The 13,102-nt window shown below is 70.2% G+C and carries 18 protein-coding genes and 2 pseudogenes; 9 read left to right on the top strand and 11 right to left on the bottom strand.

All coding sequences use genetic code 11. The features are described 5' to 3' along the window. Nucleotides 1–33 precede the first annotated feature (33 nt). Nucleotides 34–582, bottom strand: coding sequence for a Trp biosynthesis-associated membrane protein (locus tag FG385_RS19750; RefSeq protein ID WP_139098247.1), 549 nt, complete (start codon nucleotides 580–582; stop codon nucleotides 34–36). Beyond that, on the bottom strand, nucleotides 560–2,131 hold the full coding sequence (locus FG385_RS19745; protein WP_139098246.1) for an anthranilate synthase component I: 1,572 nt from the start codon (nucleotides 2,129–2,131) through the stop codon (nucleotides 560–562). The genes FG385_RS19750 and FG385_RS19745 overlap by 23 nt, the downstream gene beginning before the upstream one ends. Before the next feature lie 95 nt (nucleotides 2,132–2,226). Between FG385_RS19745 and FG385_RS19740 the strand changes: the two genes are divergently transcribed. Continuing rightward, the gene (locus tag FG385_RS19740; RefSeq protein WP_139098245.1) at nucleotides 2,227–2,856 is read left to right on the top strand and encodes a TetR/AcrR family transcriptional regulator; all 630 of its coding nucleotides are present in this window, start codon (nucleotides 2,227–2,229) and stop codon (nucleotides 2,854–2,856) included. A gap of 10 nt (nucleotides 2,857–2,866) precedes the next feature. Here FG385_RS19740 and FG385_RS19735 read toward each other — a convergent pair whose 3' ends face one another. From FG385_RS19735 to hisF, 4 genes are all read right to left on the bottom strand, one after another. Next, nucleotides 2,867–3,166, bottom strand: coding sequence for a hypothetical protein (locus FG385_RS19735; protein ID WP_139098244.1), 300 nt, complete (start codon nucleotides 3,164–3,166; stop codon nucleotides 2,867–2,869). Between the two features lie 130 nt (nucleotides 3,167–3,296). Further along, nucleotides 3,297–3,653, bottom strand: a complete 357-nt coding sequence (gene hisI, locus FG385_RS19730) for a phosphoribosyl-AMP cyclohydrolase (RefSeq protein ID WP_139098243.1) — start codon at nucleotides 3,651–3,653, stop codon at nucleotides 3,297–3,299. Next, nucleotides 3,650–4,027 (bottom strand): hypothetical protein, encoded by a 378-nt coding sequence (locus FG385_RS19725; RefSeq protein WP_235022670.1) that lies wholly within the window; start codon nucleotides 4,025–4,027, stop codon nucleotides 3,650–3,652. The genes hisI and FG385_RS19725 overlap by 4 nt, the downstream gene beginning before the upstream one ends. Continuing rightward, nucleotides 4,024–4,797 (bottom strand): imidazole glycerol phosphate synthase subunit HisF, encoded by a 774-nt coding sequence (gene hisF / locus FG385_RS19720; protein ID WP_139098242.1) that lies wholly within the window; start codon nucleotides 4,795–4,797, stop codon nucleotides 4,024–4,026. Before hisF ends, FG385_RS19725 begins: the two co-directional genes overlap by 4 nt. A gap of 43 nt (nucleotides 4,798–4,840) precedes the next feature. Here hisF and FG385_RS19715 point away from each other — a divergent pair, with 43 nt between their 5' ends. The 4 genes from FG385_RS19715 to FG385_RS19700 are packed head-to-tail and all read left to right on the top strand — an operon-like array spanning nucleotide 4,841 to nucleotide 7,536. Then, on the top strand, nucleotides 4,841–5,662 hold the full coding sequence (locus FG385_RS19715) for a DMT family protein (RefSeq protein WP_139098241.1): 822 nt from the start codon (nucleotides 4,841–4,843) through the stop codon (nucleotides 5,660–5,662). Nucleotides 5,663–5,693: 31 nt separating this feature from the next. Next, entirely contained in the window at nucleotides 5,694–6,419 is a 726-nt protein-coding gene (locus FG385_RS19710; protein ID WP_139098240.1) for an ABC transporter ATP-binding protein, read from the top strand. After that, nucleotides 6,416–7,150: an ABC transporter permease gene (locus FG385_RS19705; protein WP_139098239.1), complete on the top strand. Its 735-nt coding sequence runs from the start codon at nucleotides 6,416–6,418 to the stop codon at nucleotides 7,148–7,150. The genes FG385_RS19710 and FG385_RS19705 overlap by 4 nt, the downstream gene beginning before the upstream one ends. A 14-nt stretch (nucleotides 7,151–7,164) precedes the next feature. Continuing rightward, nucleotides 7,165–7,536 (top strand): PPOX class F420-dependent oxidoreductase, encoded by a 372-nt coding sequence (locus FG385_RS19700; protein ID WP_139098318.1) that lies wholly within the window; start codon nucleotides 7,165–7,167, stop codon nucleotides 7,534–7,536. A gap of 220 nt (nucleotides 7,537–7,756) precedes the next feature. Here FG385_RS19700 and priA read toward each other — a convergent pair whose 3' ends face one another. Both priA and hisH read right to left on the bottom strand, forming a co-directional pair. Then, nucleotides 7,757–8,488 carry a bifunctional 1-(5-phosphoribosyl)-5-((5-phosphoribosylamino)methylideneamino)imidazole-4-carboxamide isomerase/phosphoribosylanthranilate isomerase PriA gene (priA, locus tag FG385_RS19695; protein ID WP_139098238.1) on the bottom strand — a complete coding sequence of 244 codons (732 nt, stop codon included), beginning with the start codon at nucleotides 8,486–8,488 and terminating at the stop codon, nucleotides 7,757–7,759. A 23-nt stretch (nucleotides 8,489–8,511) separates the two neighbouring features. After that, complete coding sequence (gene hisH / locus FG385_RS19690) at nucleotides 8,512–9,141, bottom strand: imidazole glycerol phosphate synthase subunit HisH (protein WP_139098237.1); 630 nt, start codon at nucleotides 9,139–9,141, stop codon at nucleotides 8,512–8,514. Between the two features lie 110 nt (nucleotides 9,142–9,251). Between hisH and FG385_RS19685 the strand changes: the two genes are divergently transcribed. Then, nucleotides 9,252–9,632: a hypothetical protein gene (locus tag FG385_RS19685; protein WP_235022669.1), complete on the top strand. Its 381-nt coding sequence runs from the start codon at nucleotides 9,252–9,254 to the stop codon at nucleotides 9,630–9,632. Nucleotides 9,633–9,976: 344 nt separating this feature from the next. Here the strand turns inward: FG385_RS19685 and FG385_RS35645 are convergent. Then, nucleotides 9,977–10,494, bottom strand: a pseudogene (locus tag FG385_RS35645) (transketolase); the annotation flags it as partial. 97 nt (nucleotides 10,495–10,591) lie between these two features. On the opposite strand from FG385_RS35645, the gene soxR reads away from it, so the two are divergent. After that, nucleotides 10,592–11,053 carry a redox-sensitive transcriptional activator SoxR gene (gene soxR / locus FG385_RS19675; RefSeq protein ID WP_139098236.1) on the top strand — a complete coding sequence of 154 codons (462 nt, stop codon included), beginning with the start codon at nucleotides 10,592–10,594 and terminating at the stop codon, nucleotides 11,051–11,053. On the opposite strand, the gene FG385_RS35640 is transcribed toward soxR, so the two are convergent. After that, entirely contained in the window at nucleotides 11,025–11,336 is a 312-nt protein-coding gene (locus FG385_RS35640) for a DUF2695 domain-containing protein (RefSeq protein WP_160148846.1), read from the bottom strand. The genes soxR and FG385_RS35640 overlap by 29 nt on opposite strands. Before the next feature lie 82 nt (nucleotides 11,337–11,418). On the opposite strand from FG385_RS35640, the gene FG385_RS19665 reads away from it, so the two are divergent. Next, nucleotides 11,419–11,967: an RNA 2'-phosphotransferase gene (locus FG385_RS19665; protein WP_139098234.1), complete on the top strand. Its 549-nt coding sequence runs from the start codon at nucleotides 11,419–11,421 to the stop codon at nucleotides 11,965–11,967. Between the two features lie 94 nt (nucleotides 11,968–12,061). After that, nucleotides 12,062–12,385, top strand: a pseudogene (locus FG385_RS19660) (GNAT family N-acetyltransferase); the annotation flags it as partial. 17 nt (nucleotides 12,386–12,402) lie between these two features. Here FG385_RS19660 and FG385_RS19655 read toward each other — a convergent pair. After that, on the bottom strand, nucleotides 12,403–12,987 hold the full coding sequence (locus FG385_RS19655) for a TetR/AcrR family transcriptional regulator (protein WP_139098232.1): 585 nt from the start codon (nucleotides 12,985–12,987) through the stop codon (nucleotides 12,403–12,405). Nucleotides 12,988–13,102: the final 115 nt, after the last annotated feature.

Below are 13,102 nucleotides of genomic sequence, written 5' to 3'. Positions count from 1 at the left end.
GTCGAACATGCCTTGGCAGCGGCAAGATCTCCGCTAGGCACTGTCGGTGGGGTCTTCTCCCTCGGAGAGCGCCTCCCACAACTCGGTGTCAGGGTCGCGCGCGGTCTTCTTCACGCTCGGTGCCGCATAGCGTGCACCGAGTCGCGGCATCGCACCGGCGCGCTTGGTGGCGATCAACCCGCCGAGCAGCACGAGAATTCCCGCCAGCAAGGTGAGCGCGCGACCGAGAAACATCTGCCACACCGGCGCCCCGGGCGGGAAACCGCTGAACGACACCCCGTCCACCGCGATCCAGCACGCCCACAACCCGGCGACGGCGAGTACCACGCCGAGCACCCGCCGTGGCCAGCCGCCTGTCGCGACCGCGCCGGCGACCCCGGCCACGGCGAGTACCGCCAATGGCACCAGCGCACCCGAATGCTGCGCGCCGGTCTGGGTTTCGAGCAGCATTCCGCGCACGCCGCCGTCGCGCTGCTGCGCCGACCAGACCAGGCGTGAGCCTCCCCACAGTGCCGCCGCGCCGAGGAGCAGCGTGGCCGCGACTATCCACAATGGACGCTTACTGGACGCTGGCGATGTCATCATCGGGATCCAGTGCCCTGGCGGGGGCGATGGTCTGCGCGGCGGCGACGGCGGACAGCACCGTGCGCGCCTTGTTGAGCGATTCGTTGTCCTCGTAGTCGGCGACCGAGTCCGCGACGACGCCACCACCGGCCTGCACGTACGCGACGTCGTCACGTACCAGCGCGGTGCGGATGGCGATGGCGGTGTCGGCGTCCCCGGCGAAGTCGAGGTAGCCCACGACGCCACCGTAAAGGCCGCGGCGGACGGGTTCGAGCTCCTCGATGAGCTGCATCGCCCGCACCTTGGGCGCGCCGGACAGCGTGCCGGCCGGGAAACACGCGGCCACGGCGTCGAACGCGGTGCAGTCGTCACGCAGTTCGCCGGTGACGGTGGAAACGATGTGCATCACGTGGCTGTAGCGTTCGATGGTGAAGAAGTCGACGACGTGCACGGTGCCGGGCTTGCACACCTTGCCGAGGTCGTTGCGCCCGAGGTCGACGAGCATGAGGTGCTCGGCGCGTTCCTTCTCGTCGGCGAGCAGGTCCTTGGCCAGCTGCGCGTCCTCCTCCGGATCCGCGCCGCGCCAGCGGGTGCCCGCGATCGGGTGCGTGGTGGCGCGCCCGTCGTGGACCGTGACGAGGGATTCCGGGCTGGAGCCGACGATGTCGAAGCCCTCCAGCCGCAGCAGGTACATGTACGGGCTGGGGTTGGAGGTGCGCAGCACCCGGTAGATGTCCAGCGCGCTGGCCTCGGTGTCGATCTCGAACCGTTGCGAGGGCACGATCTGGAACGCCTCACCGGCCTTGATCGCCTCGACGGCCTTCTCCACCGCCCGGTGGTAGTCCTCCTTCGTGCGGCGCCGCCGGAACTCGGGCGCGGGCCGGGAGAACACGGCGGTGGTGGACGGGGCGGGCGCGCGCAGGTGTTCGGTCATCGCCTCGAGACGGCGGACCGCGTCGTCGTACGCGGCGTCGACGCGTTCGGGCGAATCGTCCCAGTTGACCGCGTTCGCGATCAGTGTGACGGTGCCCTCGTGGTGGTCGAGGACCGCGAGATCGGTCGCCAGGAGCATCGTCAACTCGGGGATGTCGATGTCCTTCTCGGCCAGTTCGGGCAGCCTCTCCAGCCAGCGCACCGAGTCGTAGCCGATGTAGCCGACCATCCCGCCGGTCAGCGGCGGTAGGCCGGGCAGCGGTTCGGTGTGCAGCGCGGCCACCGTCTCCCGCAGCACCTGCAACGGATTGCCCTCCGTCGGCAGCCCGACCGGCGGGGTGCCCACCCACGCGGCCTTGCCGTCACGCACGGTCAGCGCGGCGGGGCTGCGCACGCCGACGAACGACCATCGCGACCAGGACTGCCCGTTCTCCGCCGATTCGAGCAGGAACGTGCCGGGGCGGTCCGCGGCCAGCTTGCGGTACACGCCGACCGGGGTCTCCCCGTCGGCCAGCAACCGCCGGACCATCGGGATCACCCGGCGGCCCTCGGCGAGCGCGCGGAACTCGCCCCGGGCCGGGCTCACGGAACCGAGCCCGCCGGACGCGGAGTTCGCGGGATGGACAGTGACCATGACCGCCATTGTGCCGCTGAAGGCTCAGCTGCCCTGCAGCGGGCCATAATTCACTCATTGTTGAATTCTGGGCTCGCGCGAGTCATGATGGACTGATGAGCACGACCGATCAACCGAAGGCCGGCAAGCGGCGTGGCCGCCGCCCCGCCGGCCAGGACACCCGCGCGGCGCTGCTCGCCGCCGCCCGCGCGGAGTTCTCCGAGAACGGCTACGAGGGCGCCACCGTACGCGCCATCGCCGCGAGGGCCGGCGTGGACGCGGCCATGGTCAACCACTGGTTCGGCGGCAAGGAAACCTTGTTCGCCCAGTCCGTGCTCCAGTTGCCCTTCGACCCGCAGGACATCGTGCACACCTTGCTCGAGGGTGATCGGGACACCCTCGGCGCGCGGATCATCCGCCGGTTCGTCACGGTCTGGGACTCGGCGTCCGGCCAGACGTTCCCCGCCCTCATCCGGAGCCTTGCCAACCACGACAAGGCCGCGGCCGCGCTGCGGGACTTCCTGATCGAGAACATCCTCGACACCATCATGACCCGGATCGAGGCGGACCACCCCCAGCTACGTGCCACATTGTGCGCCTCCCAGTTGATCGGCATCGGCATGGTGCGTTACGTGGCCCGGTTCGAACCGCTGGCCTCCTCCGACGTCGAGACGATGGTGGCCGCGGTAGCGCCGACCCTGCAGCGCTACCTCACCGGCGACCTCGGTTCCATCAGTTCGAATTGACCGTTCGGACTCAGCCGGCGGTTTTCTCCACCACCAGACCACCCCTACGCATCGCACCGTCGACATCGCCCGCGTGGGTCACCGCTATCCGTTCCGCGGCACGCAGCGAGAACCGCGCGGTATCGAGCATCCGGCGGATATCTTCGGCGTCCGTTGTGGACATTTCTCCTGGGTTGTCCATGTCCGCGCGCATGACCTCGTCGATCGCGCCGTCCACGGACAGCAGGCCGTCCATCGCGTCGTCGATCCGGTTCACCAACTGCCGCGCCCTACCGCGCAATTGTTCGTAATAGAGCCGGGTATCGCTCATGTCCACACCTTTCCGGGACTCGGGGAAAACATCGTGCCCCATACAGTTCCGAAAGATGTCCCCCGTGGCAACGAATCAGACAACGAGATCCGAAGTTCACCCGGAAGATCGATTTGGCGAGCTTCCGCGGTCAACCGCGGTCGTCGGCGAGCAGCAGCCTTTCCCCGGTGCCGAAACAAGTCCTGGTGTTGGTGTGGCACGCGGGACCGGCCTGATCGACACGCACCAGCACGGCGTCGCCGTCGCAGTCGAGCCGGACCTCGCGCACGTGCTGGGTGTGCCCCGAGGTCTCGCCCTTGACCCACAACTCCTTGCGGCTGCGGGAAAAGTAGGTGCCGCGGCGGGTGGTCAGCGTGCGTTCGAGTGCCTCGTCGTCCATCCACGCGACCATCAGCACGTCCGAGGTTTCGTGGTCGACCACGACGGCGCAGATCAGCCCGTCGGCGTTGCGCTTGAGCCGCGCGGCCAGCGCCGGCTCCAGGCTCATGCCGCATCTCCGAGCAAATACCGCCGCACCGGCCCGGAGTTGAGCAGCACCCAGCTGTAGATGTAGCCGACCGCGAGCACGGCCGAGAACACCTTGAACCCCAGCACGGACCCGGCCAGCAACAGGAAAGCGTGCAGCAGCCCCAGCAACGCCGCCACGACGAAGCCGAAGAACCGCGACGAGGGCATGCGCAGCGCGAGCCCGCCCGCGACGAGACCGCCCAGGACGACGCTCGCGATCGGGAGCAGCAGCGTGCGCGCCGAAGCTCCCGACGTGGTCACGATGACGATGCCGAGTGCGAGATAGGCCAGGCCGAGCCCGGCCATCAGCGCCATCGCCAGTTTCACTTCGATGGCAACGGATTTGAGCTTCACCGGACCTCGACTCCCCCGGCGCGCAAAGCGTCCTTCACGTCGCCGATCTTCAACTGTCCGAAGTGGAACACGCTGGCCGCGAGCACCGCGTCGGCGCCCGCCCGCACGGCGGGCAGGAAGTGCTCGACCGCCCCCGCGCCGCCACTGGCGATCACCGGCACCCGCACGACCTTGCGGGTCCGTTCGATCAGCTCGAGATCGAAGCCGTTCTTGGTGCCGTCGGCGTCCATCGAGTTGAGCAGGATCTCACCGACACCCAGTTCCTCGCCGCGCTCCGCCCATTCGACGGCGTCGATGCCGGTGCCCTCGCGGCCGCCGTGGGTCGTCACCTCGAACCCGGACGCGGTCGGCTCGCCTCCCTCGCGCACGCGGCGCGCGTCCACGGACAGGACGATGCACTGCGCCCCGAACCGCCGCGAGGCCTCCCGCAGGAACTCCGGGCGCGCGATCGCCGCCGTGTTGATGCTCACCTTGTCCGCGCCCGCGCGCAGCAGGCGGTTCACGTCGTCGCAGGTGCGCACACCGCCGCCGACGGTGAGCGGGATGAACACCTGTTCCGCGGTGCGGCGCACCACGTCGTAGGTGGTCTCGCGGTTCCCGGAGGACGCGGTGACGTCGAGGAAGGTCAGCTCGTCGGCCCCCTCGGCGTCGTAGGCGCGCGCCAGCTCGACCGGGTCACCGGCATCGCGCAGGTTCGCGAAGTTCACTCCTTTCACGACCCGGCCGGCATCGACGTCCAGACAGGGAATCACCCTCACGGCTACGGACATGCGCCCAGGATATCCGCGCACCGGCTGTCCGTACGCTGGCGGGATGTGGTGGGGATGGGTGTGCGCGGTGGTCGCGGCCGTGGCGTACGGGGTGGCGTCGGTGCTGCAGGCGGTCGCCGCGCGGGCCGTCGGCGGGGGTGGGCGCGGGGTCGATCCGCGGCTGCTGGTGCGGGTGTTCCGGCAGTGGCGGTACGTGGCCGGGACGGGCCTGGACGTGGTCGGCTTCCTGGCGCAACTGGTCGCGCTGCGGGTGCTCCCGCTGTTCGCCGTGCAGGCGGCGCTCGCGTCGAGCCTGGCCGTGACGGCCGTCGCGGCGATCGGGATCGGCGCACGGCTGTACGCGCGGGAGTGGGCCGCGGTCGCGGCGGTATGCGCCGGGCTCGCGCTGCTCGGCGCGTCCGCCCACGGTGAGGGCTCGACGCCGGTGGGGCTCGCGTTCCATCTGGCGCTCGTGATCGCGACGGCGATGCTGGGCGTGGCCGGCGCCGCGGCGGGGCGCGCGGACGACCGGACGCGCAGCCCGGCGCTCGGGCTGGTCGCCGGGCTGGCGTTCGGACTGGTCGCCGTGGCCGGGCGGATCATCGCGACAAGCAGCGTCGGCGCGTTCCTGTCCGATCCGGCGACGTACGCGATCGCCGGATCGGGGGTGCTCGGAATGCTGTTCTTCGCGTCGGCACTGCAGCGGGGCAGCGTGACGACGGCGACCGCGTCGATGGTGGTCGGCGAGACCGTGCTGCCCTCCGTGATCGGTGTGCTGTTTCTCGGCGACACGACACGGTCGGGCCTCGGAATCCTGGCCGCGGCCGGGTTCGTCCTGGCCGTCGTGTCCGCGCTCGCGCTGGCCCGCTTCGGCGAGGTGTCTTGACCCCGGCCGCCCGGCCCCGCAAATTGAACGCATGACGAATTCAGCCGTCACCGTCGACGGCCTGCGGGTACGCAGAGGCGGGCGCGAGGTCGTGCGCGGCGTGAGCTTCGAGGTGACCGCCGGCGCGGTGACGGGATTGCTCGGCCCGAGCGGTTGCGGCAAGACGACGGTCATGCGCTCGATCGTCGGCGTGCAGATCGTCGCGGGCGGCCGGGTGAGCGTGCTCGGCGAACCCGCCGGGAGCCGGTCGCTGCGGCGCGAGATCGGTTACGCGACACAGGATCCGGCGGTCTACGCGGATCTGACGGTGACCGAGGCGCTGCGTTACTTCGCTTCGATCCTGCGCGCCCCGGCCTCCGATGTGGACCGGGTGGTGGCCGAGGTCGGCCTGGAGGAGGAGGCGCACAGCCTGATCGGCACGCTGTCCGGCGGGGAACACTCGCGTGCCAACCTCGCCATCGCGCTGCTGGGCCGCCCGCGGTTGCTGGTCCTGGACGAACCGACCGTGGGCCTGGACCCGGTCCTGCGCGACTCGCTGTGGGGACTGTTCCGCTCACTGGCCGCCGCCGGAACGACACTGCTGGTGTCGAGCCATGTCATGGACGAAGCGGCCCGGTGCGACCGGCTCCTGCTGATGCGCGACGGGCGGTTGCTCACCGACGACACACCGGCGGGCCTGCGCGTGCGCACCGGGACGGCCGATCTGGAGCAGGCTTTCCTGCACCTGATCCGGGAACGGCAGGCGGCGCGCTCGTGAACCCCGCACTCACGCTCGCCACCGCGCGCCGGATCCTGACCCAGCTACGGCACGACCCGCGGACCGTCGCGATGCTGATCCTGGTGCCGTCGTTGCTGATGGTGCTGCTGCGCTTCGTGCTCAACTCGCCGCGGCTGTTCAACGCGACCGCACCCGCGCTGCTGGGTGTCTTCCCGTTTCTGGCGATGTTCCTGGTCACGTCGATCACGACACTGCGTGAGCGCACGAGCGCCACCCTGGAACGGCTGATGACGCTGCCGATCGCGCGGCTCGACCTGCTGTTCGGCTACGCGCTGGCGTTCGGTGCGATCGCGGTGGTGCAGGTCGCGGTGGCGACCGGCGTGTCGCTCGCGTGGCTCGATCTCGACATCCGGGGCTCGCTGTGGCTGTTGCTGCTGATCGCGGTGCTCGACGCGCTGCTGGGGATGGCGCTCGGGCTGTTCGTCAGCGCGTTCGCCCGCACCGAGTTCCAGGCGATCCAGTTCATGCCGGTGTTCGTGCTGCCACAGATCCTGCTGTGCGGGCTGTTCGTGGCGCGCGGTTCGATGGGCTGGCTGCTGAACTGGCTGTCGAACGTGATGCCCCTTTCCTACGCGGTGGAGGCACTCGGGGAGGTCACTTCATCGTCCACAGTGGACGTGACGCTGATCAGGGACCTGCTGGTCGTGGCCGGGTGCACGCTGCTCGCGCTGGTGCTGGGCGCGGCGACGCTGCGCCGCCGGACACCGTGATTATCGTGGACGCCATGGCCTTTCTGGGCAATGAGAAGTACGTGCTGCTGACCACGTTCCGCCGGGACGGCACCCCGGTGCCGACCCCCGTCTGGCTGGCCATGGACGGCGAGGACATGGTGCTGTTCTCGGAACGCAAGGCGGGCAAGGTCAAGCGCATTCGCCGCGACGCCAAGGTGCTCGTCCAGGCGTGCGACCTTCGCGGCCGGCGCGTGCACGGCCCCGAACTGACCGGCACCGCCCGGCTGCTCGGCGACGAGGACTACACGCGGGTGCGTCGCCTGATCGCGCGGAAGTACGGCGTCGTGGGGCAGGTGAGCATGTTCTTCAGCCGCCTGCGCGGGCCGAAGGACAGGACCGTCGGGATCGCCGTGAGCTTTCGGTGACAGCGCAGCTCATTCCGGACGCGCCGGCTGCCGCGGCGCGAGTGTGGCGCTACCGGGTTCGTCGACGACCACGACGGGAGCCCGTTGGGCGGCACCGTCGTCACCGAGCAGCGGTCCGGCCAGGGTATCGGTGATCGCCCAGCCGAACGTGACAGCCGACCGGCGTGGCAGGCAGGTGCGGCCACGGCCTCCAGCGGGAACTGAACCGTGTCGCCGGACGCTAGCGGACCGCCGCCAGGGCCTCGGGCAGGGTGAACGCGCCCGCGTAGAGCGCCTTACCGACGATCGCACCCTCTAGGCCGTCGGCCGAGAGCGCGGCGAGCGCACGCAGGTCGTCCAGGCTGGATACGCCGCCGGAGGCGATGACGGGCGCGTCGGTGCGCGCGGCGACTTCGCCGAGCAGTTCGACATTCGGCCCCTTGAGCGTGCCGTCCTTGCTCACGTCCGTCACCACGTAGCGGGCGGCGCCGTCGCGGTCGAGGCGGTCGAGTACCTCCCACAGATCGCCGCCGTCCCGGGTCCAGCCGCGCGCGGCGAGCCTGTGCCCCGCGTCGGTGATCCGCACGTCCAGGCCGATCGCGACGCGGTCGCCGTAGGTGGCGACGGCCTTCGCGGTCCACTCCGGGTCCTCGAGCGCGGCGGTGCCGAGGTTCACGCGGCGGGCGCCGGTCGCGAGCGCCGCCTCCAGTGACTGATCGTCACGGATCCCGCCCGAGAGCTCCACCTGCACGTCCAACCGCGCGACGACGCGGGCGAGCAGTTCGCGGTTCGAGCCCTTGCCGAAGGCGGCGTCGAGGTCGACGAGATGGATCCACTCCGCCCCGTCGCGCTGCCAGGCCAGGGCCGCGTCGAGCGGATCCCCGTAGGAGGTCCCGGTGCCGGCTTCACCCTGCACGAGCCGGACGGCCTGACCATCGACCACGTCTACGGCGGGAAGGAGCGTGAAAGTCACGCGGTCACTATAGGTGAGGCTGGTCAGAGGACGGCCAGCCAGTTCTCCAGCAGGTGCGCCCCGGCGTCGCCCGACTTCTCGGGGTGGAACTGGGTGGCCCACAGCGGCCCGTTCTCCGCGGCGGCGACGAAGTCCTCTCCGTGGCGGGCCCACGTGACCTTGGGCTGCTGCCCTGGCAGCGCCGAGTCGAGCTCCCAGGTGCGCGCCGCGTAGGAGTGCACGAAGTAGTACCGGGTGTCCACGTCGAGCCCGGCGAACAGCTGCGAATCCGCCGGCGCCCGGACGGTGTTCCAGCCCATATGCGGCACCACGTCCGCGTGCAGGCGCTCGACCGTGCCCGGCCACTCTCCGGTGCCCTTCGACTCCACGCCGTGCTCGACCCCGCGCTCGAACAGGATCTGCATCCCGACGCAGATGCCGAGCACGGGGCGGCCGCCGGCGAGCCGGGTACCGATGATCTTTTCCCCGCCCACCGAGAGCAACCCCTCCATGCAGGCGGCGAACGCACCCACGCCGGGCACGACCAAGCCGTCCGCCTCCAGCGCCGCATGCGGGTCCGCGGTCACCTCGACCTCGGCGCCCACGCGCCGGACAGCGCGTTCGGCCGAACGGAGGTTCCCGGAACCGTAGTCCAGAATGACGACACGAGCCACGTTCTCAGTCTAGGGTGACAAGCAACGGCTTCCAACGACACTGCCCGGCCGTTCGAACTTTCCCCACGCGGGGAACGGCTTCCCCCCGGGCAGCAGGCAAGGGAGTGAGAATGCTGTCGCAGAACGATTCGATGACGCACCCCGGTCTCCAGAGCCGGGCCGTACCTGCCCGAAGAATCATCACGCTTGCCGGCCAGCTGTCCGACGAACTCTCGGACTTCGACACTCATGAGCTCTGCGCGGCCGAACTGCGCGGATTGCTGCGCGGTATGACCGGTACCGCCTCGGCGCTCACCCGGATCCTCGACCAGCTGCGCGAATGCGCGATGCTGAGCCGCCTCGAACACGAGGTGGGCCTGCCCGCGTACCAGACCGTGCGCAGCGAGCTCGAACAGGCTGCCGCGGCGGCCGAGGACCTGCGGGTGACCGCCGAGTCGCTGTGCGGGTTGCTACCGCTGGACGTTTCCGTCCCGGCCAGGAGAGGCGGGTGACGGGTCTGGCACCGCATCGAGTCAGCTCCCGCCGAAGAAGTCCCTGATCGCGAACCTGAGGCCTGGTGTGTCCAGGCCGTGGATCGCGTCGTGGTCGGTGGGGTGCGGTGGACGCGGACCTCGGCGGCGTGGCGCATGGCCAGTGCGCAGGGCCGCCGGTGTGGCACGTCGGCCAGCGCCCCGGCGACACGGTACGCGGACGTGCCCTCGGGTACCGCTCGACCAGGACGACGCCGGCCAGCGCGCGGCGCGCAGGGCCTTGCCGTCGAAGGGGCGGATCGTGCTCGCGCGCGGCACCTCATCCATTGTGGACAGGAACGGCTCAGGCGACCGGCCATGGGTCGCGCCACGACGCACGGCGGCTGCCGCGGACGCGGCGCGGTGAAGGCGTCGTACGGCGCCTCGTGGTCGCGACCGCCGGCCGTGCGGGGTGCCCAGCCCTCGGCCCCGGGGTGGCGCTCGATGCCGCCGGGCCAGCCGTGCATGGGCGACGAGTTGCCGACCAGGACCGTGGTCACTCGGTGAGCCCCGCGCGCGCAGGCCGAGGGCCGTGCCGACCACGAGCGCCACCCTGGGGCCGAGCGAACCGCTCGCGATCTCGGCGCCCGGTGCAGCGCCCGGTCCGGGTGCATGCCCAGACGCGACCGCACCGACCTCCAGTCCTCGAGGTCGGCCGGGCCGAGGAAGCCTCTCGCGGCGAGTACCGCGCAGCAGGCCGAGGACCGTGCCGATGGCAGGACGAACCGGTCACGCCCCGGGTCGCGCGCCGTCTCCGGCGAGACGTTCGGCACGCGGTCGCAGAGCACCCACGGCACGTCCACAGTGGACTCCGCAGCCGCGGCGTGCCTCTCGTCCCGGTCATCCGCGCGACCAGCGCCGGCAGGCCGGTTCGGTGGTCGTCGTCATATCGCCACCGGTCAACCTCGACTTAAGTCTAGGTCAAGGTTACCCTGGCGAACGTGACCAAGCTTGCCGACCACCTCAGCATCGGTCAGGTCGCGGAACGCAGCGGAGTACCCCACACCGCGCTACGGTTCTACGAGGATCGCGGCCTGATCCACGCCGAGCGCTCCACGGGTAACCAGCGCCGCTACCCGCGGACGGTGCTGCGCCGCATCGCATTTATCCGCGCCGCCCAGCGAGTGGGCCTGAGCCTCGAGGAGATCAGCGCGGCCCTGGCCACGCTGCCCAAGGACCACGCGCCCACGAAGGCGGACTGGGCCCGGCTCTCGAGAAACTGGCAGGACGAACTGGACGCCCGGATCGACGCGCTGCAGCGCCTGCGCGACCGGCTCACCGGCTGCGTCGGCTGTGGTTGTCTCTCCCTTCGTATGTGCGGCCTGTACAACCAGGACGACCAGCTGGCCCGCTTCGGCCCCGGCGCACGCCTGCTCAAACCGGCGATGGAGGGTGGCGCGTAGGACGGCACGGCCTGGTCGAGCCCCTGCGAACGCCCGCACAGGGCGGTGGCGGGGCTTCGACCGGTGAACTCAGGACTCCCGGCAGGCGGCAGTCACAGGGGGCGCGCCCATCGAGAGACGTCACGCCGGGGGCACGCGAGTCGCGCCACCGCAGGGTCCAGCGCATCGTGTCGTCACATCCGAAATCCGCCAACATGCGGGACAGGTAACAGGGCAGGCATTCCCGGCCCAGCGGCTTGGTCCACTGCTCGCGCAACGCGGCGGGAACGAGTTCAGTACGCATGGCTCCTCCTTGGTCTTCCGGCTGGTTCGTGCTTACCGACGATCTTGCGCGCCGAGAAGCTTCGTGAGCCAATGGAGCCGACATGGAGAACCAAAAAGCAGTTGCCATTTCGAAGCGGCTGTCTCATCATCTGCGCCACTCGCCCGAGGCGATCGGAGTGAGCCTGGGGTCCGGCGGCTGGATCGAGGTGGACGTGCTGCTGTCCGCGCTCGCCAGGCACGGACTCCTGCTGTCCCGGGCCGAGCTCGAGGAAGTGGTGGCACGTAACGACAAACAGCGCTTCGCCGTCGACGGCAGCGGCCAGCTGATCCGCGCGAACCAGGGCCACAGCGTGCCCGTCGACCTCGGGCTGCCGGTCGCCGATCCACCCCCGCTGCTGTTCCACGGCACCGTCGAACGGTTCCTGCCGGCCATCCTGCGCGCGGGCTTGCGGCCGATGAAAAGGCACGACGTTCACCTTTCGCACACGCGCGAGGTGGCAACTCGTGTAGGTGCGAGACGCGGGAAACCGGTAGTACTCGAGATCGACGCGGCGGCGATGACCCGCGCGGGCCGCGAGTTCCGGCTGAGCCCGAACGGGGTGTGGCTGACCGCGCGGGTGCCACCGGAGTTCCTGCGGCGGGCGGCATGACGCGCCGAGCCCTGCCGACGCCGAAGCCGAAGCGTTACGCACGGACCAGTTCGCGACGAGCTACCCGCCTTCGCGCGCCGCTTTCGACCGGAACTATGAACGACTGCTCGGCATGATGATCCACAACAGGGCGGATCTGCTCGTCGCCGAGTACGACAGCCAGGTGATCGGGTACGCCCTCGCGACCCGGTTCCTGGTGTTGTACGCGAACGGCTGGGTCGCCGAACTGCAGGAGCTGATCGTCGCCCCGGAAGCGCGCGGACCGGGTGTCGGGCGGGCACTCGTGGCCGCGATCGCCGAGCGAGCCCGGGTGGCCGGGGCGGTCGAACTGACCGTGCCGACCCGGCGGGCACGGGACTACTACTTGACGCTGGGATTCACCGAGACCGCGACGTACCTGAAACGAGAATTGACCTGACCGCGCGGGAAGGAAGCTCAGCCCCGGCGCCCGCCCAGCAGCCGGCGCCCCACGCCGAGCAGATGCGCGCGCAGCGTTTCATCGTCCAGATCCGCGAACTGCGGCGCGCCACCGGTCAGTGCGATCCCCGTGATGGCCGCGTGCGCGGCGATCGCCCGGGTCACATCCGCCTCGGAGCCCGCGAAGATCTCCATCATCCGAACGCTGAAGCTCTCCCTGTCCAGCCACGAGGCGGTGAGCGCCCGCGTGACCCCGGGATCGCGGCTGAACAGCGCCACCAGCGTCCGGTGCCGCACGACGATGTCGACGAAACCGGTCAGCAGGTGATCGAGCCGCGCGTTCCGGCCCCGCAGCCGCGAAGCCTCCTCCACCACCAGCTCCAGCTCGCGTAGCCCCGGTTCCGCGACGGCGCCGGTGATCTCGTCCTTCGTCTTGAAGTGGTAGTACACCGCCGCCTTCGTCACGCCCAGCGCGTCGGCGATCATCTGGAGCGACGTGCCTTCGACGCCGTGCTCGGTGAACAGCCGCAGCGCGGTCGCGAGCAGGCGCGTACGCGTGTCCTCCTGGCCGCTCGCGGTGACGGCGGCAGGACCGGCTGTCATAGCACCCTCCCAGTGAACACGGCGAGGTTACGCGTCCACTACCGCGCGAAGCAAGGAAGAGCGCTAGCCGTGCGGCTAGTCACATGCTAGCCGATCGGCTTGTAGCTCCACTTGC

It is taken from the genome of Amycolatopsis alkalitolerans (genome assembly GCF_006152065.1).
Classification (GTDB): domain Bacteria; phylum Actinomycetota; class Actinomycetes; order Mycobacteriales; family Pseudonocardiaceae; genus Amycolatopsis_E; species Amycolatopsis_E alkalitolerans.
This window is presented reverse-complemented; position numbering and strand designations above follow the sequence as displayed.

Excerpts from the sequence above, each read along its gene's own strand:
- FG385_RS19750 (WP_139098247.1), bottom strand. The coding sequence starts at position 582 with ATGACATCGCCAGCGTCCAGTAAGCGTCCATTGTGGATAGTCGCGGCC.
- FG385_RS19745 (WP_139098246.1), bottom strand. The coding sequence starts at position 2,131 with ATGGTCACTGTCCATCCCGCGAACTCCGCGTCCGGCGGGCTCGGTTCC.
- FG385_RS19740 (WP_139098245.1), top strand. The coding sequence starts at position 2,227 with ATGAGCACGACCGATCAACCGAAGGCCGGCAAGCGGCGTGGCCGCCGC.
- FG385_RS19735 (WP_139098244.1), bottom strand. The coding sequence starts at position 3,166 with ATGAGCGATACCCGGCTCTATTACGAACAATTGCGCGGTAGGGCGCGG.
- hisI (WP_139098243.1), bottom strand. The coding sequence starts at position 3,653 with ATGAGCCTGGAGCCGGCGCTGGCCGCGCGGCTCAAGCGCAACGCCGAC.
- hisF (WP_139098242.1), bottom strand. The coding sequence starts at position 4,797 with ATGTCCGTAGCCGTGAGGGTGATTCCCTGTCTGGACGTCGATGCCGGC.
- FG385_RS19715 (WP_139098241.1), top strand. The coding sequence starts at position 4,841 with ATGTGGTGGGGATGGGTGTGCGCGGTGGTCGCGGCCGTGGCGTACGGG.
- FG385_RS19710 (WP_139098240.1), top strand. The coding sequence starts at position 5,694 with ATGACGAATTCAGCCGTCACCGTCGACGGCCTGCGGGTACGCAGAGGC.
- FG385_RS19700 (WP_139098318.1), top strand. The coding sequence starts at position 7,165 with ATGGCCTTTCTGGGCAATGAGAAGTACGTGCTGCTGACCACGTTCCGC.
- FG385_RS19685 (WP_235022669.1), top strand. The coding sequence starts at position 9,252 with ATGCTGTCGCAGAACGATTCGATGACGCACCCCGGTCTCCAGAGCCGG.
- FG385_RS35640 (WP_160148846.1), bottom strand. The coding sequence starts at position 11,336 with ATGCGTACTGAACTCGTTCCCGCCGCGTTGCGCGAGCAGTGGACCAAG.
- FG385_RS19665 (WP_139098234.1), top strand. The coding sequence starts at position 11,419 with ATGGAGAACCAAAAAGCAGTTGCCATTTCGAAGCGGCTGTCTCATCAT.
- FG385_RS19655 (WP_139098232.1), bottom strand. The coding sequence starts at position 12,987 with ATGACAGCCGGTCCTGCCGCCGTCACCGCGAGCGGCCAGGAGGACACG.